Origin of the sequence: Streptomyces sp. NPDC060002, from assembly GCF_042737245.1 — a bacterium.
Lineage (GTDB): Bacteria > Actinomycetota > Actinomycetes > Streptomycetales > Streptomycetaceae > Streptomyces.
Window position 1 is genome coordinate 212,347 of the sequence record NZ_JBHWUW010000006.1, and the last position, 24,087, is coordinate 236,433.

A 24,087-nucleotide genomic window follows, 5' to 3' on the forward strand; every position below is an offset into this window, starting at 1 on the left:
CTCATGAGGAGGAAGCCTTCGATGGCGTTCCGTGGTCCGAAGGTGTGGCTGTGGCGTTGGCGGCGCAACCCGCTCAAGCGGCGCGCCGACACGGTGGAGGCCTGGGTCGTGCTCGGCGTGTGGGCGCTGACCGTCCTCGCCGGAGTGCTGGCGGGGTGGGCGACCGCTGGGTCCGTCGAACACGGTCTCGCGCGCGAACGCGTCGAGTGGCGGCCCCTCCTGGGGCGGCTGACCGAGCAGGCCCCGGGCAAGGCCGCCGTGAACGGTTCCACCGCCGGTGACCAGGTGTGGGCGAAGGTGGGCTGGACCGGACCGGACGGCTCCGCGCACAACGGCCAGGTCCGGGTCGGCCCCGGCAGCGCTGCGGGCACCCCCGTCACGGTCTGGACGGACCGGCAGGGCCGCCTGGTGACGAAACCGGCCACCGCCGCCCAGGCCAGACTGCGCGCCTCCCTCGTCGGCGGCCTGGCGGGAGTCGGCGCGGCCACCCTCCCCTTGGCGGGCGGCAGTGTCCTGCGGGGCCGGCTGGAACGCCGACGGGTGGAGCAGTGGGACCTCGACTGGGCCCGCTTCGACGCGCTCCGGGGCCGCCCGACGGGCTGACCCGACCCGTGCCCGCGCCCCTGCCCGGACGGAAACCCGACGACCGGGCGTGGAGCGCGGGCCGCCGAGGGGCCGGCGGCGACGCACCCGTGAGAGAGGTCAGTTCGTGCCGGGAAGGCTCCGTTCCAGGATCCCGTCGAGATCGGCGCCGTCCGGGAGGGTGCCGAAGGCGTACCCCCAGTCGCCGCCCAGCCGGGTCGCGCAGAACGCGTCGGCGACGGCGGGCGGGGCGTGCCGGACCAGGAGCGAGGCCTGGAGGGTGAGGGCCATCTGTTCCACCAGCCGGCGGGCGCCGGTCGGTGTCGCCTCGCCCAGCCGGGTCCGCAGCCGCGAGACGGCGGCGTCGAGGCGGGCGTCCGCGCCCCGCGCCAGGGCGAGTTCACCGAACAGGGCGTCCGCTGTGGCCGGTTCGCGGGTCAACGCCCGCAGCACGTCGAGGGCGTTGACGTTGCCCGACCCCTCCCAGATGGACAGCAGGGGTGCCTCGCGGTAGTGGCGGGGCATTCCGGAGTCCTCCACATATCCGTTGCCGCCGAGACACTCCAGGGCCTCCGCCGTGAAGGCCGGCCCGCGTTTGGTCACCCAGTACTTGCCGACGGCGGTGGCGATCCGCCGGAAGGCCTGCTCGGCCTCCTGGCCGTCGTCCGCGCGCACCGCCCGGTCCGCAGCCCCGGCCAGCCGCAGGGTGAGCGTGGTGGCGGCCTCCGACTCCAGCGCCAGGTCGGCCAGCACATTGCGCATCAGCGGCTGGTCCAGCAGCCGCGCCCCGAAGGCACTGCGGTGCCGCACGTGATGCCCCGCCTCGACGAGCGTCTTGCGCATCAGCGTCGCCGACATCATCACGCAGTCCAGGCGGGTGCAGTTGACCATCTCGATGATGGTCTTCACGCCCTGTCCCTCGGGCCCGACCAGCCAGGCCACGGTCCCGTCGAACTCGGGCTCGGAGGACGCGTTGGAGCGGTTGCCCAGCTTGTCCTTCAGCCGCTGGACGCGGAACGTGTTGCGGGTGCCGTCGGGCAGCACGCGCGGTACCAGGAAGCACGAGAGCCCGTTGGGCGCCTGCGCCAGCACCAGGAAGACATCGCACATCGGAGCCGATGTGAACCACTTGTGCCCGCGCAGGGTGTAGACACCGGGCTCCGCCGTGGGCAGGGCCGTCGTCGTGTTCGTCCGGACGTCCGAGCCGCCCTGTTTCTCGGTCATCCCCATGCCCGCGAGCAGTCCTCGCTTCTGTGTCGGCGCCCGCAGCCCCGGGTCGTACTCCCGGCCGGTCAGCAGCGGCTCGTAGACGGCGGCGAGCTCCGGCTGGCGACGCAGCGCGGGGACGGCCGCATAGGTCATCGACGTGGGGCAGCCGTGCCCGGCATCGGTGTGCCCCCAGGCGAGACCGCCCGCGGTGCGCGCCACATGGGCGCCCGGCCGGTCGTCCGCCCAGGGCGCGCCGGCCAGCCCCTCCGCGACCGCGACCCGCATCAGCTCGTGCCAGCCGGGGTGGAAGTCGACCTCGTCGACACGGTGCCCGTACCGGTCGTGCGTACGCAGTACGGGCTCGTGCCGGTTGGCCAGGTCGCCCCACTCCTGCGCCTCGACGCCGCCCGCCAGCAGACCGATCCGGCGGACGTCCGGCTCCGCCCATCCGGCGCCCTCCCGCCGCAGCCCCTCCAGCAGGGCCACGTCGTCGGAGGCGTCGTACGGGGCCAGGGGCGGAGGCTGATTGGTGACGTCGTGCGTGGCGTAGGAGGAGACGGGCGGCACGGCCGGGGCCTGCGGCTGCGGCGGGGTGAGTATCTGGGCCATGCGGCCATGTTGCACGTTTCCTGCGGCTGCAGCAATAGTGCAACATCAGAGCCCACGTAAAGTACGGCCTCATGCGGATGAACGTGCCGGTGGAGCCCGGCGAGGTCGACCTGCCGCCGCTGTCCGCGCGATCGGTGGTCCTGAGTCTGCTGCTGGGCACGCACCCGCCCGAGATGGCGGCGAAGGACCTGGTGCGTGGGGTGGAGCCGTTCGGCGTCGGCGGATCGACGGTGCGGGCCGCGCTCAGCCGGATGGTGGCGGCGGGTGACCTGCGGCGGACGGACGGCGTCTACCGGCTCAGTGACCGGCTGCTGGAGCGCCAGCGCCGCCAGGACGACGCCGTGCATCCGGACACGCGCGCGTGGGACGGTGAGTGGGAGATGGCCGTCATCACCGCGACCGGTCGCGGCCCCGCCGAGCGCGCCGAACTGCGCGGGCGGTTGAGCGCCCTCCGGCTCGCCGAGCTCCGCGAGGGGGTCTGGCTGCGGCCGGCCAATCTGGGCCGGCCCTGGCCCGTGGATCTCGGGGACGTGCTCCAGCACTTCACCGCCCGCCCCGGCTCGCCCGCCCCCGACCTGGTCGCCCGACTGTGGTCCCTCGACGCGTGGGCGCGGACGGCCCGGGTCCTGCTGTCCCACGTCGAGCGGACCCGGCGGCCCGCCGACCGCTTCACGGTCCTCGCCGCGGTCGTACGGCACCTCGTCGCCGACCCGGTGCTGCCGGCCGGACTCCTCCCCGCCGCCTGGCCGGGACCGGCCCTGCGCACCGCCTACGGTCACGGTCAACGGGAGCTCGTCACCAAGGTGTCGGGGGCCGGCGCATAGGTGCGGCGACCGTGCGAAGCGCCGTGCGGGGGCGCTTCGTACGGCCGCCTTCTTACCGTGGGGGGACCGGTGCGGGGCTACTTGCAGGTGGGGGCTACTTGTAGGTGATGTCGGACGACGCGTACTTGCAGTAGGTCCCGTCCGCGCTGGTGCCGTTGGTGGTCGGCTCCGCCCCCGTGTTGTTGCCGATGTACTTCTGGCACGGGATGATCTTCTTGCTGCCGTCCCCGACGATGGTGATCTTCTTCAGGGTCGCGCTGTCGCCGTAGTTGGTGTTGATGCCGACGAGCTTGCTGCCCGAGTAGGTCGCCTCGATGGTGTTGAGGTTGATCGTCCGCTTGTACTGCGTCGAGCAGTTGCCGCAGGAGCGGATGAAGGTGCCGAACGTCTGCACCGCGAAGTTGGAGACGTTCAGTGTGCCGGCGCCGTTGAACTGGAACACCTTGTCGCTGGCCGACCGCGCGCCACCGCCCGAGACGGTGTACACGTTGGACGACGAGGAGCCGCGGAAGGTCGCCGCGTCCTCGCCGACGTCCTCCCACCAGACGTTCTGCAGCGTGCAGGCGCCCTTGCAGTGGATGCCGTCGGCGGCGGGGGCGCCGATGATGACGTTCTTGAGCACCGCGCCGGCGGCCAGTTCCAGGATCGGCCCCTGGTCCTCGTCCTGGCTGCCGCTGCCCAGGTCACCGGTGCCGTAGAGGCGGATCATCCCGTAGTCCTTGGTGCCGGACAGCGCGATGGTCGAGGAGACCGCCTGGCTGCCGGTCGCGCTGGGCCAGGTGGCGGCGTTCGCCGGAGTCAGCGCCCCGGTAGTCATGATCATGCCAACCGAAAGCGCGAGGGCGGCGAGTGCGCCGGTCAGGGTGCGCCGTCGGCGCGGCAGTGCTGGTGAAGTCATGTCCCGATGCCTTCTTCCTGGTGGGGGGCGGGGAGAGCGGCGAGTGGTCAGAGCGTTCCGGCACCGGCCGACCGGCGCGGGGCGAGGATCGCCGCCGGCGCGTGAGCGGCGGCCGTCGTGGCGGGGGCGGATCTTTGCTCCTGTGCACGCGGGGGCCCTGTGTGCATGCGGGTGCGTCCCTTCAGGGGAGGGGAAGGGTCAGGTACGTGAATCACGTATGTCTTGTTGAACGACCTGCGGGGCAGTGCGGCCCTTTGTGGGGTCGTAGTGAGCGGCTCGGTCACACTGCTGAACGGAACGTAGGGGGCAAGCGCTTTCTAGTCAACGCTTTGCGCAGAACGCATGCGACCGACCGGACGGGCCCCGGTCAACCAGTAAGGGCTTGCGGGGAGTTGGCGTGGGAGCGCTTCCATGGCCAGCGTGCGCGTGCCACCATGCGGGGCGGACGTCCTTCTCGTGACTGTCGGAGAGGGGCGTGCGTCCGGGTCTGCCGAGGCAGGCCGACGCCACCTGCCGAGCCGCCGCTTCCCTCTCGCGCACCCCACGTACGACGTCCCCCGAGCCGCTACCAGAAAGGGACAGGCACGTGTCGAACTCCCCTGGGAGAGCCCTGCGTTCGTTCTGCGGGGTACTGCTGCTCCTGCTCACCGCCGCTCTTCTCGCCGCCCCCACGGCCACCGCGCGTCCACAGGCCGCCGCGCCGGTCCCCGCGGCCACGCTCACCGAGGTCACCGGGTTCGGCGCCAACCCCAGCAGTCTCCAGATGTACGTCTACGCGCCGGCCACCGTCACCGCTCACCCCCCGGTGCTCGTCGCGGTGCACTGGTGCGGCGGCTCCGGGCCCGCGATGTACTCCGGCACCGAGTACTCCCAGCTCGCCGACCTGTACGGGTTCGTGGTGGTCTACCCGTCCGTCACCCGGAGCAGCAAGTGCTTCGACGTCTCCTCGCCCCAGGCGCTCAGGCGTGGCGGCGGCAGCGACCCGGTCGGCGTCAAGTCGATGATCGACTGGGTGAGCGCCGCCTACGCGGCCGACACCAGCCGCGTCTACGCCACCGGAATCTCCTCCGGGGCGATGATGACCAACGTCCTGCTCGGCGACTACCCCGACGTGTTCGCCGCCGGATCCGCCTTCTCCGGGGTTCCCTTCGGCTGCTTCGCCACCACGGACGGATCCGAGTGGAACAGCGCCTGCTCCGGCGGCACCGTGATCCACACCGCGCAGGAGTGGGGCGACCTCGTTCGTACGGCCTACCCCGGCTACACCGGGTCCCGGCCGCGTATGCAGGTGTGGCACGGCACCGAGGACGATGTGCTGCGCTACCCCAACTTCGGTGAGGAGATCAAGCAGTGGACCAACGTGCGGGGTGTGAGCCAGGCCCCGGCCGCCACCGACTCGCCCGTCTCGGGCTGGACCCGCACCCGGTACGGCGGCACGGGTGACCAGGCCCCCGTGGAGGCCGTCAGCCTCCAGGGCGTCGGCCACAACCTGTACGCCTGGGGCATGGCCGCCCGCGTGATCACCTTCTTCGGCCTGGACGCCGCCGGCCCCACCCCGCAGCCCCAGCCCGGCGGCTGCCGGGTGACCGCGACGACCAGCGCCTGGAACACCGGTCTGACCGCCTCCGTGACCCTGACCAACACCGGAACCACCACGGTCGACGGCTGGCGGCTCGGCTTCACCCTGCCCGCCGGCCAGACCATCACCAACGGCTGGGGCGCCACCTACGCACCGGCCTCCGGGGCGGTGACGGCGACCAACGCCACGTACAACGGCACGCTCGCCCCCCACGCGAGCGTCACCATCGGCTACCAGGCGAACCACACCGGCAACAGTGCGGCGCCCGGCATCTTCACACTCAACGGAGCCACCTGCGACGCGAGTTGATGCTTCCGTGGGCGGCCGGTGAGCCCGGCCGCCCACGGCCGTCTAGACGACTTCCTGCCCGGACCTGCCCGTCACGTCGCCGACGGGCTCCTCGCCGCCGCCGGTCGGCAGGGCGACCGTCTCCGGCGCCGGACCGGCCTTCGAGGGCAGGTGGTTGAAGAGCAGGTTCAGGACGATCGCCGTCAGACAGCCCGCGCTGATACCGCTGTTCATCACCGTCCGGAACCAGTCGGGGAACTGCTCGTAGATCGTCGGCACGCCGACCGGCAGCACGCCCATCGCGACCGACACGGCCACCACCGTCAGGTTGTGGTTCCCCTTGAAGTCGGCCTCGGCCAGCGTTCGCAGACCACTCGCGGCGACCGTCCCGAACATCACCAGTCCGGCCCCGCCGAGGACCGGCGCCGGAACGGCGGCCACCACCGCGCCCAGCTTGGGCAGCAGGCCCAGCAGCACGAGGATGCCGCCCGCGGTGGCGACGACCCAGCGGCTGCGCACCCGGGTCATGCCCACCAGGCCGACGTTCTGCGCGTACGCGGTGTAGGGGAAGGTGTTGAAGACGCCGCCGAGGACGGTCGACAGCCCGTCGGCGCGCAGCCCGTCGGAAAGGGTGCGCGGCTCGACCTCGCGGCCGGTCATCTCGCCGACCGCGATGAGGTCTCCGGTCGTCTCGGTCATGGTGACCAGCGCCACGACCAGCATCGAGATGATCGCCGACGCCTCGAAGGCGGGCGCACCGAAGTGGAACGGTGTACTGATCCCGACCCAGTCGGCGTCCCCGACCCCGTCGAAGTCGGTGAACCCGAACGGCACCGAGACCGCGAGCCCCACCACGATGCCGATCAGCACCGCGATCCGGCTCAGGAACACCGGCGCGAACCGCTGCACGGCGAGCACCACGGCGAGGACGAACGCGGCCAGCCCGATGTTCTTCGGTGCCCCGAAGTCCGCCGAACCGGTTCCGCCCGCTACCCAGTTGCCCGCGACCGGCAACAACGAGATACCGATGATCAGGATGACGGTGCCGGTGACCAGCGGCGGGAAGAAGCGCAGCAGCCTGCCGAACAGGGGCGCCAGCAGCATGATCGCGAGCCCGGCCACGATCACCGACCCGTAGATCGCGGGCAGTCCGCCGCCGGTCGTCCCGATCAGCACCATGGGCGACACCGCAGCGAACGTACAGCCCTGCATGATCGGCAGCCGTACGCCGAACCGCCAGAAGCCGGCACACTGGATCAGCGTGGCGATACCGCACACCAGCAGGTCGGCGGTGATCAGATACGCCAGATCGGCGGGCGACAGCTTCATCGCACCGCCCACGATCAGCGGCACGGCCACCGCGCCCGCGTACATCGCGAGTACGTGCTGGAGGCCGAAGGCGGCCAACTGGCGTGCGGGCGGCACCTCGTCGACGGGATGAACGGGCGCGGTCGTGGTCATAGGCACTCCAGAGCGGCGACGGGGGGCATCCGAACGGGCTGAGCGGACCGAACGGACCGAAGGGGCCGAAGGGGTCAAAGGGGCCCAACAGGCCGAGCAGGCCGAACAGCACGAGAACGTACGGGGCTTGAACAGTTTGTTGATTTCACCGGTGTTGCTGCTGTGTGTCCTGTACACCGATTCCGGCGGTACTCGCCGCCGTCCACAACGCCGCCCAGTCCGGCAGCTTCACCACGCCCCGCCCCAGTGAGGCGCCCAGCGCCGCCTCGGCCCGCTCGATCGCCAGCCACCCCGCCCACTCGACGGGTTCGGCTCCGGCGGCCCGCAGCAGCTGGAGCGGATCACCCGGCAGCTCCCGCCGTGCGAGGACGGGGCCGTCCTCCAGCAGGGACGTCGCCGTCTCCTTCGCGCACGGCCGGTTGGTGCCGATGACCCCGGTGGGGCCCCGCTTGATCCAGCCCGCCACGTACTCGCCCGGTGCCACCGCGCCCGCGCGCAGGACCCGCCCCGCGAGATGCGGCACCGTGCCCCGCTCAGGATCGAACGGCAGCCCCTCCAGCGGCACCCCGCGATAGCCCACCGAGCGCAGCACCAACTGGGCCTCGATGTCCTCGTACCGCCCGGTGCCCGTCACCCCGCCGTGCCCGTCCGGAACGGTCCGCTCGAAACGCACCGCGCCCAACCGGCCCTTGTCGGCGAGCAGTTCGACGGGCCGCAGGAAGAACCGGAGCCGGATCCGCCGTCGGGCGCCGCGGGCCGGTGCGGCCGCCGCCCAGACGCGCAGCACCTCCACGTTGCGCCGCTGTGCCGCCGGCAGCGCGGAGGGGTCGCCGTACGCCGGGTCCAGCGCCAGCTCGGCCTCGTCCACGACCACCTCGGTGTCCGGCAGGCCGGCCAGCTCGCGCAGCTCCTTGGTGGTGAAGCGGGCCTGGGACGGGCCGCGCCGCCCCACCATGTGGATCTCGCCGACCCCGCTCGCCGCCAGCGCGGCCAGCGCCGCCTGGGGCATGTCGGTCGGGCTGAGCTCGGCCGTCTGCCGGGCCAGGATCCGGGTGACGTCCACCGCCACGTTCCCCACGCCCACCACCACGGCCGAGCGGGCGTCGCGCAGGAACCCGTCGGCGACGGTGTCCGGATGGGCGCTGTACCAGGACACGAACTCCGTCGCCGACCAGCTGCCCGGCAGCTCCTCGCCGGGCACCCCGAGATGCCGGTCCGTCGCGGCGCCCACGCAGTACACGACCGCGTGGTACAGCTCGCGCAGCCGGGCCGCCGGCACCCCGTCCGTCCCGACCCGGATCCCGCCGAGGAAGCGCACCCGCTCGTGCTCGAGCACCGTGCGCAGATTGTTCTGGAGCGACTTGATCTTCTCGTGGTCGGGAGCGACGCCGTACCGCACCAGCCCGTACGGGCACGGCAGCCGGTCCAGGACGTCGACGAGCACCTCGGGGTCCTGCTGGACCAGACTCTGGGCGGTGTAGACCCCACTCGGCCCTGAGCCGACGACGGCGACACGCAGCACGCGGAACTCCTTACCCAGGGGGACGGAGGAGATCGCTGGTGTCTCCAGCATCGCATCAGGGCGGCTCCGCTGACAGGGTGCTGTGCGCGCTGGGTGCGCGCGTGTCCATTCGTATGGAAAGTGATCATGCGGTTACGTTGCGTGTGTGCTGGAAGCATCGTTTCTTAATCTTTCTGATCGTTCCGCCGAGGACGGCACGGTGTCCGTGTGGCCCGCGTGGGAGGTCCGGGAAGCCGGGGGCGCCACGTCCTGGTTTCATGTGCGGCTGGGGTTCGTCGACGGCGCGCGGGTCGAGCTGCTGGCCGTCGTCTGCGGGGGGTGCGTCTCGGTCGAGGACGTCCGCGCCCAGCCGCCCCTGTCGCTCGTGGACCTCACGGCGCTCGCGGACTGGATCGAGGGACCGCTGTTCGAGAGGTGCGCCGAAGCCCGCGGCCTCGATGCGGCGAACGTGGCCGGCGTGGAAGGCACGGAGGGCGTGGTCGGCACGGAAGGCGCGGAGGGCGCGGACGGCGAGGGCGCCGCGGACGGCGGGTGCGACACGGACGGCGGGTGCGACACGGAGGACGTGCGGGAGCCGGCCGTCAGCGGGGATGCCGACGAGTCGTTCGGCCCCCGGCGGGCCCGTCCGGCCTGGCCGCGCGGCCTCGAGGGGCGGTGGCTGGTGGCGCAGGAGTACCGCGCGGCCCAGGAGGAGGGGGAGGACCCCGTCCTCGCGGTCATGCGCGCGACGGGACACAGCCGACGCAGATCGCTGAGGCTGATCGCGCAGGCGCGTGACGCGGGCTATCTGACGCCACGTCACGCACGGCGCTGACAGGGCTCGTCGAAGAAATCCGTGGATCAGGGGGCGTTACTGCATCCCGCGCATCCGGGCGATCTCGCTCGTCTGCTGCGCGATCACGTCGTCCGCCATCTCCTCGATCCGCACGTTGTTGCCCTGTGCCTTGACGTCCGCGGCCATGGTGAGGGCGCCCTCGTGATGGGTGATCATCAGGGTGAGGAAGAGCGCGTCGAACGCCTTGCCGCGGGCCGCGCGCAGCTGGGTCAGCTGTGCCTCGGTGGCCATCCCGGGCATCGCCGTGTGCTCGTGCCCGCCTGCCGTCTCGTCCTCGCCGTATGTCGTGAGCCAGCCCTTCATGGCTTCGATCTCCGGCCCCTGTGCGGCGCCGATCCGCGACGCGAGGCCCTTGACGGCTGTCGACGCCGCCTGCTTCGGGACGAGTTCGGTCATCTCCAGGGCCTGGGTGTGGTGCTGGATCATCATCCGCGCGTACGCCACGTCGGCGGAGTTGGGTGTGTCGTCGTCGGCGCGTTGCTCGGCCGCGTCCTGTGCGGAGAGGGTCCGGTTCGTCTCACCCGGCTTGCCCGGCGCGATCACCGAAGGGCCGCTCGCGGCACCCGAGTTGGTGTCCGGCCCGGAGTCGCAGCCCGCGAGGGCGAGGGCGAGCAGCAGTGAGGCTGAGACGAGGGGCGCGCGGCGGACGAGCACAACGACCTCCTGAAGCAGGCGAGTTGAGGACGGGGATGCCGTCCTCGTCTGGATCTTCGCACCATGGATCGCACTAATGGGCCGAAAGATTCATTACGAGTGCGTTGCCAGCCCTTGATATGTGCATGATGAAGACGATACTTCGGAGCACCGCGAACCGTTCCACGTGAACGGCGACAAGGGAGGACGCAGTGACCCTGTTGAACGACCTTCGAACGCGACGCAGACGGCTGGGAGTGGCCGCCGCGTGTACCGGACTCCTGGCCGCGCTCCTGACGGCGGTCCCGGCGGCCGCGACCCCCGACCCGGGGGACGGACCCGCCGTGCAGCAGGAGGTGTCCCAGGGCGCCCGGGCCGAGGCGGCGGCGGCGATCGCCGACGGCGGGATACCGGGGCAGGACGAGATCGTCCACTCCGACAACATCGAGCACCTGACGAACATCCCGAAGGACGCCCTGCCCGGCACCAACTCGGACCTCGCCTTCCAGGGCAAGTACGCCTTCTCCGGCAACTACGACGGCTTCCGCGTCTTCGACATCAGCAACCCGAAGTCCCCCAAGACCGTCGCCCAGGTGCTCTGCCCCGGCTCGCAGAACGACATCTCCGTCTCGGGCGACCTGCTCTTCCTGTCCACCGACTCCTCGCGCAGCGACAGCAGTTGCAACAGCACCACGCAGCCGGTGACCGAGAAGTCCTCCTGGGAGGGCATGAAGGTCTTCGACATCAGCGACAAGGCGAACCCGAAGTACGTCGCGGCCGTCGAGACCGCCTGCGGCTCGCACACCCACACCCTGGTGCCCGAGCGCAAGAACGTCTACATCTACGTCTCCTCGTACTCGCCGAACGCCGCCTACCCGGACTGCCAGCCCCCGCACGACGGCATCTCGGTCATCAAGGTGCCGCGCAAGTCGCCGGAGAAGGCCGCGATCGTGAGCTTCCCCGTGCTCTTCCCGGGAGAGGGCCCGGACGGCGGCGGCAACCCGGGCTCGCCCACCAACCCCGGGGTCTCCAAGACGACCGGCTGCCACGACATCACGGTCCTGCCCTCCAAGGACCTGGCGGCGGGCGCCTGCATGGGCGACGGCATCCTGTTCTCCATCAAGGACCCGGAGCACCCGAAGGTCATCGACCAGGTCCAGGACAACGTGAACTTCGCGTTCTGGCACTCGGCGACCTTCAACCAGAAGGCGGACAAGGTCGTGTTCACCGACGAGCTCGGCGGCGGCGGCGCGGCCACGTGCAACGCGGCGATCGGGCCGGACAAGGGAGCCGACGGCATCTACGACATCGTCGGCAAGGGTGACAAGCGCAAGCTGGTCTTCCGCAGCTACTACAAGATCCCCCGCCACCAGGCGGACACCGAGAACTGCGTGGCCCACAACGGCTCGTTGATCCCGGTCAAGGGCAAGGACATCATGGTGCAGGCCTGGTACCAGGGCGGTGTCTCGGTCTGGGACTTCACCGACTCGTCGAAGCCGAAGGAGATCGCCTACTTCGAACGCGGTCCGCTCGACACCCAGGTGCTGAGGGGCGGCGGCTCCTGGTCGGCGTACTACTACAACGGTTACATCTACTCGAACGACATCGCCAAGGGCTTCGACGTGCTGAAGCTCAGCGACCGGCGCACCGACCCCGCCAAGCGGGTCCGTGTCCACGAGCTCAACGTCCAGACCCAGCCGGACTACTTCGACTGACCCTCGCTCCGCGGAGCCGTCGGGTCGGTCGCGAAGAAGCGCGACAGATCGGTGTCAGTCCTCCCGCCGGGCGCCTCGGCGTCCGGCGGGGCCCCCTGCTCCCAGTCGAGCCGGTAGCGCGCGAACAGTTCGGCGCGCAGCGTCGTGAGCGGCAGGGGCACGTTCGGCAGCACCATCGCGTAGACGGCTCCCATCAGCTGGGAGCGCAGCATCGGGTAGTCGTGGTCGACGTCCTGCGACCCGCGCCGGGCCGCGGTGTCCCGCAGCAGCTCGGCCAGCCGCTGCTGCTCCGGACACTGCACGAACCCTTCGGCCTGCAAAAGGCCCGCCATGTGCTGGCGCATCAGCACCGTACGGTCCCGGGCCAGGCCCAGGATCGCGTCGATGGCCCGCGCCATCCGCTCCCGGCCGTCCTCGGTGCGCGGCTCCCGCTCCAGCGCCTCCTCCAGTGTGCGGTGCATCAGGCGGTGCACGGCCGACTGGACCAGCTGCCGCTTGCCGGGGAAGTAGTACGACACCAGACCGCGCGCCGAGCCGGCCCGGTCCGCGATGGCACCGAGCGTCGTCGCCTCGTATCCGCGCTCGCTCACCAGCTCCACCGCGGCTTGAAGGAGCCGCTCCCTGGAACGGCGCCGCAATTCTTCATTGACCGAGGCGCTGCGCGGGGACATCCTGGAACTCCTGCGTTGACTGGCTGCCAGCCAACTATACTCAGGGGCAACCCGGTGGGGTTCCGGTTCGGAGCACACCGGGCTGCCGCCTGCTCTGGGCGACGCGGGGGATCGTCCAGAGTGGGCGTGCTTCTCCCGTAATGGTGGCCTCAGGCGACCGTCGGTTGAGAGGCCGTCGGTTGAGAGACCGTCGGTAGAGAGCGGACAGCGGGCCGGTGTCGCCGGGTCACCCCACCAGGTCCAGCACCGTCCGCAGCGCGTCCGGACGATCGGCCGCCGGCAGATGGTCCACGAAGTGCACCGCGCAGCCCAGCGCCGCCGCCCCGCCGTCCGCTCGCCGGTCGTCGCCCACCATCAGGGTTCCACCGGGATCGGTGTCCAGCGCCTCGCAGGCGACCGTGAACAGCCGGGGGTCCGGCTTCTGGAACCCGTGCTCGTACGACAGCGTGTACGCGTCGACGTACCGGTCGAGGCCGTGCTCCCGGAACACCGGCCGCAGGTCCCAGCCGATGTTGCTGACCACACCGACCCGGAGCCCGCGCTCGCGCAGCGCGCTCAGTACGTCGAGGGCGTCGGGGTAGGGCGCCCAGGCCGCCGGCATCCTGTGCCGTTCGTACAGGGCCTCGTGCAGCGCCGGGTCCGGCAGCGGCACCTGACGGGACAGACCGGTGTACGCGGCCCGGTGCAGCGCCGCGCTCTCGTCGCGCACCCGCCACACCCCGGCGACTTCGGCGGGCAGCCGGACCGGACTCGCCCCGCCGGGCAGCGCGCCGGCCGACTCCAGCGCCCGCGCCTTCGCGGCGAGCTCCGACGCGGGCAGCGCGACGCCGGCCGACTCCAGCACGGCCCGCAGCCAGGACTCGGCGGACTCGATGCGGAACAGGGTCCCGGAGAAGTCGAACAACACAGCTGTCATGCGCATGGGGCCGATTCTATGAACCGGCCGAATCTCACGGACCCCGCACTCCCGGCCGAATCTCACGGACCCCGCGCTCCCGGCCGGATCACGGATCCCGCGAAGCCATGTTCCCCACGAGCGGAAGATCGCCGGGTCAGGGCCGCCACCGCCCGTGGGCCGCGATCGCCAGTGTCACCAGCAGGGCGCCCAGCAGCCAGCCGCCCAAGACGTCCGAGGGCCAGTGCACGCCCAGCCATATCCGGGTCAGTCCCACGCCCGTCACGGAGACCACCGCCACCGCCAGCGCCGTACGCCACACGGCAGGTGTGACGCCGTGCCGGTGCAGCAGCCACAGCAGGAGGCCGAACACCACCGTCGCCGTCAGGGCGTGCCCGGAGGGGTACGCCGCGTAGTGGGCGGAGTCGACCGGGTCGGGCCAGACCGGGCGTTCGCGGCCCACCCCGGCCTTGAGGGACTGCTGGATCAGTGTGCCCACCGCCGACGTGACGACCAGCCACCCGGCCGTCCACCAGGCCGCGTGCCGCCACACCAGCCACACGGCGACCGCCGCGCCCAGCAGGCGCATGGTCAGGGGGTCCCAGACCCAGTCCGTGAGGATGCGGCAGACCTGGGTCACGTCGGGGTCGGCGACGGCCCAGCGGTGGGTGGTGCGGGCGATGTCGCCGTCGACGGAGATCAGGGGATGCCAGTCGGCCGCGACCATGACGAGCAGCAGGGCGGAGCACAGCCCCAGGACCAGGGCGGTCCGGAGCGTGACACGCGGAGCCGGGAGGCGGGGCGGGGATTCGACGGACGGATGGTGCATACGGAGATCCTCGCCGAACGGTGGGGCCGGAAGCGAACGCGGGACGATCGGTCCAGGTTCCGGGGCGGTCGGTGCGGGGTGCTGGGGAGGCCGGCCGGAGGTTCCGTGGTCGATGCGTCGGGGTGGATGAGTCGGGCCTCTGCGCCGCGGCCTTCGGGTCGAGCTCAGCCGCCCTGGGGCCGGGGTTCGGGGGTCGATGGGTCGGGGCTCTGTCGGCCTTCGGGTCGGGTTCTGGCGCGGTTGCCTCGGCCACTCAGGCCGGCCGGCCCGGCCCGGCTTGCTCGAGCGGCTGCTGGAGTGGCTCGTTCCGGTTCGGGGTGGTTGCCCTGGCCGGGGGACGGCCGTCCCGGGGGCGGAGGTGGCCGGCCCGGTCGACGGGTGGGTCGGGTGGCGCCGGAGGCCGGAGTGCTCGGTCGTCGCCCTGGGACGGGTGGTCCGGCCGCCGGAGTGCGTCGGTCCCGGTGCGTGAAGCGGCCGGTCGAAGGCCCTGGGGCAGCGGCCGGGCTTCCGAGGGGGTTGGGGTGGTCGGCCCGGGGTCGGGTGGCCGGGCAGGGGTGTCAGGCCACCCGAGGTCGGGTGGCCGGGCAGGGGTGTCAGGCCGGTGGCCGGAGGGCTGGTCTTGGGCTTCGGGGTGGCTTCTACGGCGCCGTCGGGTTCAGCCCAGTGTCCGCAGGGCGGGGACCAGGGTCACCAGAACCGGGACCACCGGTACGAGGGAGGCCGCCGCCGTCAGTTGCAGTCTGCGGGCCGCGGTGAGGCGGCCGGGCGGCGTGAGCAACCGGTGCACGCGCTGCGGGACATGGGCCTGCGGGGCGGGGGAGGGGCCGAACACGCCCCGGTCCTCGTTGAGTTCGACCAGCGCCAGCGCGGTCGTCAGCCGGCCGAAGCGCCGGGAGGCCATGTCGTCCGCCGACAACTCGACCAGCCGGTGCATCTCGTCGCGGAACGCGGCGAACACCGGTACCCGTGGAAAGCCCGTGGCCAGCGCCGTCGAGCAGTTCAGCAACCAGTCGTGACGTGCCTGGGCGTGCCCCTGCTCGTGCGCCAGCACGGCATCCAGCTGACGCCCCTTCAGGCGCTGCAACGCGGCCGTGGTGACCACCAGTTGGGGTGCGGCGCCCGTCAGCCACCAGGCGTCGGGCCGCTCACCCTCCAGTACGACCAGTCGGCCGGACGCGGCGTCCTCGCCAGGCAACAACGGTGCACGCAAACGGAGTTCGGCGTGCCGGGACCGGTGTCCGGCCCGGCTCCGCAGTACCTCCCGCACGAGCATCACCCCGCTCCACAGCCCACCGCACGCGAGCGCCACCGCGGTCGCCGCCGCCCAGGGGCCGGTCGCGCCCAGCGCGTACGCCTCCACCACCGAGCGCGGGGCCGGCGCGAAGACATGCCCGCGCACCGCCTGCCAGGCCGCCGCCGCGCTGAGCGTCATCGACAGCGCACAGCACAGCAGGACCGCGGCCACCACGCACTGCCACGCCCACAGCGCGACCACCGGTTCGTGGTCCGGCCAGTCGGCCCGGGCGATCAGCCGGGGGGCGATCACGGCGGTCAGGGCACCGAGCAGCAGCAGTACCGCGGGGACCATCATGGGCAGCACCCTATGAGCGGCGCACCGCTCGGGGGTACGGCTTGTCGCGGCGAAGTGACGCAGACCACGCCCGAGTTGGGGTTCACATCGTCAGCAGCATGGCGAGCATCCCGATCCCCATCGACAGCCGGCACGCCCGCGCCACCTCGGGCCGGTCGCTCCAGGCCACGGCGGCGCCGCCCGCCCCGGCCACCGGCAGCAGCCGGACCCCGGCGAGCAGGACGTACCCGGTGAAGTACAGCAGCAGCACCCCCGTCAGTAGCGGGACGTCGGCGCCGCCGTGTCCGTGCTGGTGCGCGGGCGCGGCGGCCATCACGGCCGCCATGTAGACCATGGCCGCGGCCCCGACCAGATGGTGCAGGTGGTGGGCGCCGGCGCGGGCCGCCCACAGGGCCCGCAGCGCGGCCGCCCCGAAGACCGCCGCGAAGGCCGGCCAGGCCCACGCGGGCGGGGTGAACGCGGCCGCGGGCACGGCCATCGCCGCCATCCCGAAGCCCATCAGCGCCTCGCCGCCCGCGGCCCGGCGCTGTTCCTCGACCCCGCTGCGCATCCGCAGCAGGCAGTAGGCCCCGGTCGCCGCACACAGCGCCACCAGCAGCCAGCCGGGCGAAGCCGGTCCGTGCACGCGCACCTCCCCGCTCGACGTTCGCAATCGAGGGTTGCGATGCCCAGGGCACACCGTGCGCACGCGGGCGCAAGGGTGTACACGGGGAGCATTCGACGGAGCACGAGATATTTCACGGGTAAAACACATGCTAAATTAGTGGGTATGAGCAGTGCGACCCCTCAGCGCCCCCGCCCCGAAAACCGCCCCGAGCCGCGCGGCGGTCAGCCCGGCGGCAGGCACCGTGGGCGGCGACCCGTACGCCGCCTCCCGATCGCCGGAGTGCTGCGCCTCGGCCGGCCCTCCGACATCTGGTTCAAGCCCGCCCTCAGCGTGATCGCCGCCGTCGCCCCGCCGAACCTGATCCTGCTGGCCCTCGGGCGGCTGGACCTGGCGCTGTACACGATGGCCGGCTCCCTGTGCGCGCTGTACGCCCACAACCGCCCCTACGCGGCCCGGGCCCGTGTCCTGGCCCGGGTGGTGCTGGGCATGACCGGCGGCCTGGCGGTCGCCCTGCTCGCGGCCTCGCTGACCACCGACGCCGTCGCCCTGGTCACCGTCGGCGCGCTGCTCGCGGCCGCGCAGAAGGCCCTCTGCGACGCGACCCGCCTCGGCCCGCCCGGCAACGTCGTCCTCACCTTCATCAGCTCCGCCGCCCTGTTCACACCGCAGAGCCCCGGGCAGGTCCCCGGCCATCTGGGACTGGCACTCGCCGCGGGCGCCTGGGCCTGGCTGATCGGCATGGCGCCCGGGCTGCTGCGGCCGCACGGCCCCGAGCGCCGCGCCACCGCCCACGCCCTGAACGCTGCCGCCGCCCACGCCGCCACGGACGGCACCGGCGACGGCCACGCCAGGACCCGCGCCGCCGCGGCCGGCGCCGTGCACGCCGCCTGGCAGACCCTCCTGTCGGCCCGCGCCACGGAGGCCCGCAGGGCTCTGGAGCGCCTCGTCGTCCGCGCCGAGATCGCCCTCGCCGCCCCCGCCGACACCGACCCGCAGCGGCTGCGCGACTGGGCCCGCGACCTGCGCGGCACCGGCCCGGTCCCGCACCCGGGCGACCTGGTGGACGACGACGAACTCCTCGGCGTCGACGCCGAACTCGCCACCGGCCGGCCGCCGCTGTGGCTCCGCCTCGGCCCCCTCGCGCCGATCGCCGCACGCACCGCCCTGGGCTGCGCCCTCGCCGGATACGCCTCCCTCGCCCTCGGGATCGGCCGCCCCTACTGGGCCCTGGTCACCGCCGCGTCCCTCTACCAGGCGAACCTCACGCTCACCTGGAGCCGCGGAGTCCAGCGCGTCGTCGGCAACCTGGTCGGCGTGCTCGCCTTCGCCGCGCTCGTCCCGCTCGCCCATCTCACCCAGGCCGCCCTCGTCCTGATCTGCCTGGCCCTGAACTTCGGCGCCGAGGCGCTGATCAGCCGCAACTACTGGCTCGGCAGCGTCTGCGTGACCCCGATGGCCCTGCTCATCACCGAGTTCGCGCAGGTCCAGGACTCGGGTCGGCTGATCACCGAGCGTCTGGTGGACACCCTCGTCGGAGCGGTGGTCGGCTTCGTCGCCGCGGTCGCCGTCACCAACCGCAGGGCCGGCGACCGGCTCGGGCACGCCCTGACGGCCGTCGAACAGGCCCGCGAACAGGCCGCCCGCCTCCTGGTGGAGTCTCGCCCCGCGCCCGGCACCCTGGAGTCCGCCCGCCGCGGCCTCGCCGCCGCTCTGGTCGACCTGCGAGCCACCGCCGACGCCGCGTCCGGCGAGTGGTGGCAGCGGGCGCTGCCCGAGGAGCGGGTCGTGTCGGCCGAACAGTCCGGACACCGTACGCTCGCCGCGACGGTACGGCGCCAGGGACTGCTCCTGGACCGGGACGCGAGCACGGGAGCGGAGGACGTACGGCGATGACGGCGACGCACGGACGGGCGGCGGCCGGGAACGGGACGGGGGAAGGGCAGGCGACCGGGGAAGGACTGTCGGCCGACGACGACCCCGGAACCACCGGTGACCGCCCCAGGAGCGGCGACGGGCCGGACAGCGGCGACGCGCGGGACAGCGGCGACGCGCGGGGCAGCGGCGACGCGCGGGACAGCGGTGGCGGGCGGGGGAGCGGCGACGCGCGGGGCAGCGGTGGCGGGCGGGGGAGCGGCGACGCGCGGGACAGCGGCGACGCGCGGGGCAGCGGCGACGCGCGGGGCAGCGGCGACGCGCGGGGCAGCGGTGGCCGGAAGGGCAGCGGAGACCTGGCACAGCCGGTACAGCCGGTACGCAACGACACCGTCGCCGCCGTCGTACGGCAGTGGCAGACGGTCAGGCCCGACCTCGACACCGGCCCCATGGAGATCATCGGCCGCGTCAACCGCTGCGCCGCGCTCCTCCAGCAGGCCGAGGACGCGCCCCTGCGGCGGGCCGGCCTGAGCCGTGCGGAGTTCGACCTGCTCGGCGCGCTGCGCCGTACCGGCCATGAGCTGACCCCCGGCGAACTGGCCCGCGAGACCTTCTCCTCCGGGGCGGCCGTCACCAAGCGGCTCAAGCAGCTCACCGAGCGCGGACTGGTGGAGCGTCGCGTCGACACCCGGGACCGCCGTGTCGCCCACCTCCGGCTCACCGACGCCGGGCGGGACCTCGTCGACGGCATCATGCCCGAGCAGCTCGTCTACGAGAGCGCCGTGCTGTCCGCCCTGGACGACGGCCGGCAGGGCGAACTGGCCGATCTGCTGGGCGAGTTGCTGAGCCGACTCGAGGGGCACATGCGCGCGCTGCGGGTCTGAACGCCACGCCGGCGCGGGGCCGGACCACGCGACCCGTCGACGTTCACCTCTCGTCTGCCGCCCGGTACACGCCGAACACCGCGCCCTGCGGGTCCCGCAGCACGGCGATCCGTGGCCCGTGCGGCACCGAGGTCGGTTCCATGAGCGTGGTGCCGCCCGCCCCGACCGCCGTCCGGGTGGACTCCTCCACGTCCGCCACCGCGAAGTACGGCAGCCAGTGCGGGGGCACCTCGGGCGGGAACTTCTCGTCCATCGTGATCATGCCGCCGAAGTCCGCGCCGCCGACGCCCCACTGGAGGTAGTTCTCCGAGGAGCGGACCGTCCAGCCGAACACCGTGGTGTAGAAGGTCTCCGCCCGGTGGCGATCGCGGGTCAGCAGCTCGACCCAGCCGAGCGAGCCGGGCGCGTTGAACAGCCCGGCGCCCGGGAAGGCCCGCGCCTGCCACAACTGGAACGCGGCACCGCCCGGATCGAGGGCGACCACGAAACGACCCACGTCGAAGACGTCCATCGGGCCGACCAGCACCTTGCCCCCGGCCTCCGTGAGCAGCCGCGCGCTGACGTCCGCGTCGGTCACCCCGAACGACACGTTCCAGGCGCAGGGCTGTGCCTCCTGGTACAGGGGGGTGAGCGCGGCGACGGCCGCTTCGCCGAGGTGCGCGACCGTGTAGCCACCCGCCTCCTGGCGCGGATCCGTCTCCGCGCGCCAGCCGAAGAGCTCCGCGTAGAACCGCTTCGCCGCCTCCAGGTCGCTGGTCCCCAGCTCGGCCCAGCAGGGCCCGCCGGGCACGGGCGCGTCGAGCTTCATGGCGTTCCTTCCGAAAGGGACCCCCTCCAGCACGCTATGCCTCGGCCCGCGCCACGGCATCCGGTGGCCGCCGAGGCCCGGAGACATGGCCCGGCCTGGCCCGATGGCCTCGACACGCGCCGAACCGCCCCGTCCGTCCCGGCTGCCGCGAGGCGCTGCCCCGGCCACCCCGGCTGCCCTCGGGCACTGCCCCGGCCATCCCGGCTGCCGTCGGGCACTGCCCCGGCCATCCCGATACCGGTCGGCCGGGATTCCCGGCTGGTACCGGATCGGCTCAGATTCCCGGGCGGTACCGGATCGGCTCAGATTCCCGGGCGGTACCGGATCGGCTCAGATTCCCGGGCGGTATCGGATCGGATGGTCCGCCGGCACCTCCACCAGAACGATCGGCGTGCCGTCCGGGTCGGCGATCCACATCTCGAGCAGCCCCCACGGCTCCCGCACCGGCGGCCGGACGATCTCCACGCCCTCGGCGCGCAGCTCGTCGTGGGCCGCCGCCACGTCCGGCACCTGTAGCCACAGCCGTACGGCGGGGTCCGGCGACGTCTCCGAACGGCCCGAGACCTCCAGGAAGCCGCCGCCGAGGAAGTAGACGACCCCGCGCTCCGGCCCCGTCCCGAACTCGCGGTAGACCGCCAGGCCCAGCTGCTCCCCGTAGAAGGCACGGGAACGCTCGGGATCGGCCGGCCGGAGCAGGGTCCTACTGCTGAGTACGTGCACCATGCAGCCGGAGCCTACCGGCGCAGGGTCTACGCTCGGCGGTGCCCCAGCAGAGTCAGAGACCGGAGATCGCGCGCATGGACACCGCCGCCACCGAATTCACCTTCCGCGACGCCGTCGACGCCGATGTGGACGCGCTCGTCGCGCTCATCGAGTCGGCCTACCGCGGAGACACCAGCCGGGCCGGGTGGACGACCGAGGCAGACATCCTCCACGGGCAGCGGACCGACCCCGACGGCGTGCTCGCGGTCATCAAGGCGCCGGACAGCCGGCTGCTCACCGTCGAGCGGCAGGGCCGGATCGTCGCCTGCTGCCAGCTGGAACACCGCGGCGCCCACGCCTACTTCGGCATGTTCGCCGTCAGCCCCACGGTCCAGGGCGCCGGCCTCGGCAGGACGGTCATGGCGGAGGCGGAGCGGCAGGCCCGCGAGAACTGGGGCGTCACCGAGATGCACATGACCGTGATCTCCGTACGCGAGGACCTCATAGCCTGGTACGAGCGTCGCGGCTACCGGCGTACCGGTCGCATGACCCCCTTCCCCTACGGCGACGAGCGCTTCGGCGTTCCGCAGCGAGACGACCTCCAGTTCGAGCTGCTGGTCAAGGAACTCGGCTGACCGTCAGGACCCGGCCGAGGCCCGGACTACTAGGCCGTGAAGCGGCCCGTGCGCCTGATCTCGGGGTAGTCGGTGGTCGCGCCGTCGAGTTCCAGGGCGCGGACCAGCCGCAGCTGGTCCTGTGTGTTGACCACCCAGCCGATGATCCGCAGGTCCTGCTTCCGAGCCTCCTCGACGATCTCCAGGGTGAGCCGGCGCAGGTTGAGGCAGACCGTCGCCGCGCCGGCCTCCACGGCGCGGTCGACGATGTCGAGGCCGTAGCGGCTGCCGATGAGCGCGGTGCGCACCCCGGGTACGAGGCGCGCGATCTCGGCGACGGCCTCGTCGTGGAAGGAGGACACCTCCACGCGGTCCACGAGGTCCCGCGCGTGCATCACCTCGGCCAGCGCCCGCGCGGCCTGGACGTCCTTGATCTCGGCCTGGAGCGGGAGCCGCACGGCGTCCACGACCTCCTCGAAGAACGGCACGCGCTCCCCGCGGCCCGCGTCGAGGGTGCGCAGCTCCGCGAGGGTCTGGTCGGCGACGGGCCCGGTCCCGTCGGTCGTACGGTCCACATCGGGGTCGTGCATGACCACCAGAGCGCCGTCCTTGCTCAGGTGCAGATCGAGTTCGATGACGTCGAGGCCGGCGTGTTCCGCGGCGACGAAGGAACGCAGGGTGTTCTCGGGCTCGACGCCCATGACTCCGCGGTGACCGATGGTGAGGAAGTTCAAGACACGACTCGCTTCCGTCGACGGCTGGGGCCGGAGGAGCACGCAGCCTAGTGGCCCCGGGCCGCCAGGGACATGTGCGTGCACCGAAGGTTCCTCTACCCGTCTCGCGCGGAGATCCGACCCGTCGGTCCGGCACTAGCGGAAGTAGCCGCCCCTCCGGTGTCCAGCAGGAAAAAGTGCGGTGAAGATGCGAGAGCGCAGGATAATTTCCCGAAGGTCCACTTGCTGGAGGAAACCCCCTATGCATACGGTGTCCTGACGTGAGCTTCTCCAGTGAAGGATGGGACATGACGGAAATTCTTGTGCAGGCGACTACGGGGGAGCAGGTTTCTCCGGCGTCCAGGGTGGTGGAGCACCCGGCGTGGCGCGTGCTCAAGGATGCCGTGGAGCGGATCCGGCCCTGGCAGTCCAAGGACGGGTCGATCGACTTCGCGGCCGAGGGCGCACCGCCGCGCACGGACGCCGAGCAGGCCGTCCAGAGCGTGATCGAGGCCGTCGAGGAGCTTTCCCCGCTGCTTCCGCACGACGCCGACTACCACCGGGCGCTCGCCAAGGACCTGCGGGTCTGGGCCGACGGCGGCTTCGAGGTGCCGGACTTCCTCGACTCGCTGCTGGCCTTCCAGCCCGCCGCTAACCGCCGCGACGGGCTTCAGCACCTGGTCGTCTTCGCGATGTACACGCAGAACGGCAACCCGGACCGGAACCTGGAAGCCGTCGTGCTGCGCATGGTCTGGCCGCAGTGGCTGGCCGAGCTGGAGCGCACCCGCTACGACAACCCGCTGTTCTGCGGCATCACCTTCGAGGACTTCACGGCCGGCTACGACACCAACTCCGCCGTCCTCTTCCCGGAGACAATCGCCGTCCGCGAGGCGCCGGAACGTTTCTCCTGGGGTGGCATCTTCTGCGACCGCGAGGCCGCCCGCTTCCGCCGCGTGACCGACGCCGCCGTCGACGTCCTGGGCCTGTCGCTGCCCGAGGACATCGCCGCCATGGTCCACGACCAGAAGCGCTGCGAGGAGGCCTTCGTCCTGTGGGACATGGTCCACGACCGCACCCACAGCCACGGCGACCTGCCCTTCGACCCCTTCATGATCAAGCAGCGCCAGCCGTTCTGGATGTACGGCCTGGAGGAGCTGCGCTGCGATCTCACCGCCTTCAAGGAGGCCGTGAAGCTGGAGGCCGACGGCGTCCCGCAGGCCCGTGACGTGCAGTACGCGGTCCTCTTCGACCGCATGTTCCGCTTCCCGGTCACCGGAGACCGGGTGCGCAACTACGACGGCCTCGGCGGCCAGCTGCTCTTCGCCTACCTGCACAAGCACGACGTCGTCCGCTGGACCGACAACAAGCTGCACATCGACTGGCAGCGCGCCCCGCAGGTCACCAACCAGCTGTGCGCCGACATCGAGCGGCTGTACCGCGACGGCATCGACCGCCCCAAGCTCGTCCACTGGTTCGCCGCCCACGAGCTGGTCTCCGGCTACCTCGCCCCGCACCCGGGCTCCAAGTGGGCCAAGGGCCCCGACGCCCTGGACCTGACCCAGCCGCCCCGCAAACTCGTGGACGACGTGCTTCCGGACGAGTTTCCGCTGAGCATGTTCTATGAGGCACTGTCCAAGAAGCTGAAGAACGTGATCGCCTCCACCCGGGGCATCACGGCGGACGGCGCCGAGCGGATCGCCGCATGAGCGACCTGCGTACCGAGAACACTGCTCAGCAGGAGGCGAA

The 24,087-nt window shown here is 72.2% G+C and carries 22 protein-coding genes; 9 read left to right on the top strand and 13 right to left on the bottom strand.

All coding sequences use genetic code 11. The features are described from left to right. Nucleotides 1-21: 21 nt before the first annotated feature. Nucleotides 22-603, top strand: coding sequence for a hypothetical protein (locus ACFWBD_RS08720; RefSeq protein ID WP_385664578.1), 582 nt, complete (start codon nucleotides 22-24; stop codon nucleotides 601-603). 99 nt (nucleotides 604-702) lie between these two features. On the opposite strand, the gene ACFWBD_RS08725 is transcribed toward ACFWBD_RS08720, so the two are convergent. Then, nucleotides 703-2,400, bottom strand: a complete 1,698-nt coding sequence (locus tag ACFWBD_RS08725; protein ID WP_385664581.1) for an acyl-CoA dehydrogenase family protein — start codon at nucleotides 2,398-2,400, stop codon at nucleotides 703-705. A 71-nt stretch (nucleotides 2,401-2,471) separates the two neighbouring features. Here ACFWBD_RS08725 and ACFWBD_RS08730 point away from each other — a divergent pair, with 71 nt between their 5' ends. After that, entirely contained in the window at nucleotides 2,472-3,224 is a 753-nt protein-coding gene (locus ACFWBD_RS08730; protein WP_385664584.1) for a PaaX family transcriptional regulator C-terminal domain-containing protein, read from the top strand. 94 nt (nucleotides 3,225-3,318) lie between these two features. On the opposite strand, the gene ACFWBD_RS08735 is transcribed toward ACFWBD_RS08730, so the two are convergent. Then, nucleotides 3,319-4,122: a pectate lyase gene (locus ACFWBD_RS08735; RefSeq protein ID WP_385664587.1), complete on the bottom strand. Its 804-nt coding sequence runs from the start codon at nucleotides 4,120-4,122 to the stop codon at nucleotides 3,319-3,321. A 586-nt stretch (nucleotides 4,123-4,708) separates the two neighbouring features. Here ACFWBD_RS08735 and ACFWBD_RS08740 point away from each other — a divergent pair. Then, nucleotides 4,709-6,010, top strand: coding sequence for a PHB depolymerase family esterase (locus ACFWBD_RS08740; RefSeq protein WP_385664590.1), 1,302 nt, complete (start codon nucleotides 4,709-4,711; stop codon nucleotides 6,008-6,010). Between the two features lie 42 nt (nucleotides 6,011-6,052). On the opposite strand, the gene ACFWBD_RS08745 is transcribed toward ACFWBD_RS08740, so the two are convergent. Beyond that, nucleotides 6,053-7,450 carry a nucleobase:cation symporter-2 family protein gene (locus tag ACFWBD_RS08745; RefSeq protein WP_385664593.1) on the bottom strand — a complete coding sequence of 466 codons (1,398 nt, stop codon included), beginning with the start codon at nucleotides 7,448-7,450 and terminating at the stop codon, nucleotides 6,053-6,055. 145 nt (nucleotides 7,451-7,595) lie between these two features. After that, nucleotides 7,596-8,972: an FAD-dependent oxidoreductase gene (locus ACFWBD_RS08750; protein WP_385664685.1), complete on the bottom strand. Its 1,377-nt coding sequence runs from the start codon at nucleotides 8,970-8,972 to the stop codon at nucleotides 7,596-7,598. A 199-nt stretch (nucleotides 8,973-9,171) separates the two neighbouring features. On the opposite strand from ACFWBD_RS08750, the gene ACFWBD_RS08755 reads away from it, so the two are divergent. After that, nucleotides 9,172-9,786: a DUF6214 family protein gene (locus tag ACFWBD_RS08755; RefSeq protein WP_385664596.1), complete on the top strand. Its 615-nt coding sequence runs from the start codon at nucleotides 9,172-9,174 to the stop codon at nucleotides 9,784-9,786. A 36-nt stretch (nucleotides 9,787-9,822) separates the two neighbouring features. Here the strand turns inward: ACFWBD_RS08755 and ACFWBD_RS08760 are convergent, their stop codons facing one another. After that, complete coding sequence (locus ACFWBD_RS08760) at nucleotides 9,823-10,461, bottom strand: DUF305 domain-containing protein (protein WP_385664598.1); 639 nt, start codon at nucleotides 10,459-10,461, stop codon at nucleotides 9,823-9,825. A gap of 191 nt (nucleotides 10,462-10,652) precedes the next feature. Between ACFWBD_RS08760 and ACFWBD_RS08765 the strand changes: the two genes are divergently transcribed. Continuing rightward, on the top strand, nucleotides 10,653-12,155 hold the full coding sequence (locus ACFWBD_RS08765; RefSeq protein ID WP_385664601.1) for an LVIVD repeat-containing protein: 1,503 nt from the start codon (nucleotides 10,653-10,655) through the stop codon (nucleotides 12,153-12,155). Here the strand turns inward: ACFWBD_RS08765 and ACFWBD_RS08770 are convergent. The 5 genes from ACFWBD_RS08770 to ACFWBD_RS08790 form a co-directional block, all read right to left on the bottom strand. Beyond that, complete coding sequence (locus ACFWBD_RS08770; protein ID WP_385664604.1) at nucleotides 12,143-12,826, bottom strand: TetR/AcrR family transcriptional regulator; 684 nt, start codon at nucleotides 12,824-12,826, stop codon at nucleotides 12,143-12,145. The genes ACFWBD_RS08765 and ACFWBD_RS08770 overlap by 13 nt on opposite strands. Before the next feature lie 226 nt (nucleotides 12,827-13,052). After that, complete coding sequence (locus ACFWBD_RS08775) at nucleotides 13,053-13,742, bottom strand: HAD family hydrolase (protein ID WP_385664688.1); 690 nt, start codon at nucleotides 13,740-13,742, stop codon at nucleotides 13,053-13,055. Nucleotides 13,743-13,878: 136 nt separating this feature from the next. Further along, a complete protein-coding gene (locus ACFWBD_RS08780) occupies nucleotides 13,879-14,550 on the bottom strand; it encodes a phosphatase PAP2 family protein (protein ID WP_385664606.1) in 672 nt (223 codons plus the stop codon). Between the two features lie 655 nt (nucleotides 14,551-15,205). Then, entirely contained in the window at nucleotides 15,206-16,141 is a 936-nt protein-coding gene (locus ACFWBD_RS08785; protein ID WP_385664608.1) for a M56 family metallopeptidase, read from the bottom strand. Between the two features lie 82 nt (nucleotides 16,142-16,223). Further along, complete coding sequence (locus ACFWBD_RS08790; RefSeq protein WP_385664611.1) at nucleotides 16,224-16,766, bottom strand: DUF5134 domain-containing protein; 543 nt, start codon at nucleotides 16,764-16,766, stop codon at nucleotides 16,224-16,226. A gap of 261 nt (nucleotides 16,767-17,027) precedes the next feature. Here ACFWBD_RS08790 and ACFWBD_RS08795 point away from each other — a divergent pair, with 261 nt between their 5' ends. Next, nucleotides 17,028-18,641 (top strand): FUSC family protein, encoded by a 1,614-nt coding sequence (locus ACFWBD_RS08795; protein WP_385664691.1) that lies wholly within the window; start codon nucleotides 17,028-17,030, stop codon nucleotides 18,639-18,641. A gap of 335 nt (nucleotides 18,642-18,976) precedes the next feature. After that, entirely contained in the window at nucleotides 18,977-19,504 is a 528-nt protein-coding gene (locus tag ACFWBD_RS08800) for a MarR family winged helix-turn-helix transcriptional regulator (protein ID WP_385664694.1), read from the top strand. Nucleotides 19,505-19,547: 43 nt separating this feature from the next. Here ACFWBD_RS08800 and ACFWBD_RS08805 read toward each other — a convergent pair whose 3' ends face one another. Continuing rightward, on the bottom strand, nucleotides 19,548-20,312 hold the full coding sequence (locus ACFWBD_RS08805) for a VOC family protein (RefSeq protein ID WP_385664614.1): 765 nt from the start codon (nucleotides 20,310-20,312) through the stop codon (nucleotides 19,548-19,550). Between the two features lie 330 nt (nucleotides 20,313-20,642). Continuing rightward, complete coding sequence (locus ACFWBD_RS08810) at nucleotides 20,643-21,035, bottom strand: VOC family protein (RefSeq protein ID WP_385664617.1); 393 nt, start codon at nucleotides 21,033-21,035, stop codon at nucleotides 20,643-20,645. Between the two features lie 74 nt (nucleotides 21,036-21,109). Here ACFWBD_RS08810 and ACFWBD_RS08815 point away from each other — a divergent pair, with 74 nt between their 5' ends. Then, on the top strand, nucleotides 21,110-21,649 hold the full coding sequence (locus tag ACFWBD_RS08815) for a GNAT family N-acetyltransferase (RefSeq protein WP_385664619.1): 540 nt from the start codon (nucleotides 21,110-21,112) through the stop codon (nucleotides 21,647-21,649). 29 nt (nucleotides 21,650-21,678) lie between these two features. Here ACFWBD_RS08815 and ACFWBD_RS08820 read toward each other — a convergent pair whose 3' ends face one another. Then, entirely contained in the window at nucleotides 21,679-22,362 is a 684-nt protein-coding gene (locus tag ACFWBD_RS08820) for a glycerophosphodiester phosphodiesterase (RefSeq protein ID WP_385664622.1), read from the bottom strand. Between the two features lie 287 nt (nucleotides 22,363-22,649). On the opposite strand from ACFWBD_RS08820, the gene ACFWBD_RS08825 reads away from it, so the two are divergent. Then, nucleotides 22,650-24,047 carry a DUF6421 family protein gene (locus ACFWBD_RS08825; RefSeq protein WP_385664625.1) on the top strand — a complete coding sequence of 466 codons (1,398 nt, stop codon included), beginning with the start codon at nucleotides 22,650-22,652 and terminating at the stop codon, nucleotides 24,045-24,047. Nucleotides 24,048-24,087: the final 40 nt, after the last annotated feature.

Bases quoted from the DNA above. Each gene is read 5' to 3' on its own strand.
- ACFWBD_RS08805 (WP_385664614.1), bottom strand. From the start codon at position 20,312: ATGAAGCTCGACGCGCCCGTGCCCGGCGGGCCCTGCTGGGCCGAGCTG.
- ACFWBD_RS08785 (WP_385664608.1), bottom strand. From the start codon at position 16,141: ATGATGGTCCCCGCGGTACTGCTGCTGCTCGGTGCCCTGACCGCCGTG.
- ACFWBD_RS08780 (WP_385664606.1), bottom strand. From the start codon at position 14,550: ATGCACCATCCGTCCGTCGAATCCCCGCCCCGCCTCCCGGCTCCGCGT.
- ACFWBD_RS08815 (WP_385664619.1), top strand. From the start codon at position 21,110: ATGGACACCGCCGCCACCGAATTCACCTTCCGCGACGCCGTCGACGCC.
- ACFWBD_RS08725 (WP_385664581.1), bottom strand. From the start codon at position 2,400: ATGGCCCAGATACTCACCCCGCCGCAGCCGCAGGCCCCGGCCGTGCCG.
- ACFWBD_RS08810 (WP_385664617.1), bottom strand. From the start codon at position 21,035: ATGGTGCACGTACTCAGCAGTAGGACCCTGCTCCGGCCGGCCGATCCC.
- ACFWBD_RS08745 (WP_385664593.1), bottom strand. From the start codon at position 7,450: ATGACCACGACCGCGCCCGTTCATCCCGTCGACGAGGTGCCGCCCGCA.
- ACFWBD_RS08775 (WP_385664688.1), bottom strand. From the start codon at position 13,742: ATGACAGCTGTGTTGTTCGACTTCTCCGGGACCCTGTTCCGCATCGAG.
- ACFWBD_RS08770 (WP_385664604.1), bottom strand. From the start codon at position 12,826: ATGTCCCCGCGCAGCGCCTCGGTCAATGAAGAATTGCGGCGCCGTTCC.
- ACFWBD_RS08720 (WP_385664578.1), top strand. From the start codon at position 22: ATGGCGTTCCGTGGTCCGAAGGTGTGGCTGTGGCGTTGGCGGCGCAAC.
- ACFWBD_RS08825 (WP_385664625.1), top strand. From the start codon at position 22,650: ATGACGGAAATTCTTGTGCAGGCGACTACGGGGGAGCAGGTTTCTCCG.
- ACFWBD_RS08730 (WP_385664584.1), top strand. From the start codon at position 2,472: ATGCGGATGAACGTGCCGGTGGAGCCCGGCGAGGTCGACCTGCCGCCG.
- ACFWBD_RS08735 (WP_385664587.1), bottom strand. From the start codon at position 4,122: ATGACTTCACCAGCACTGCCGCGCCGACGGCGCACCCTGACCGGCGCA.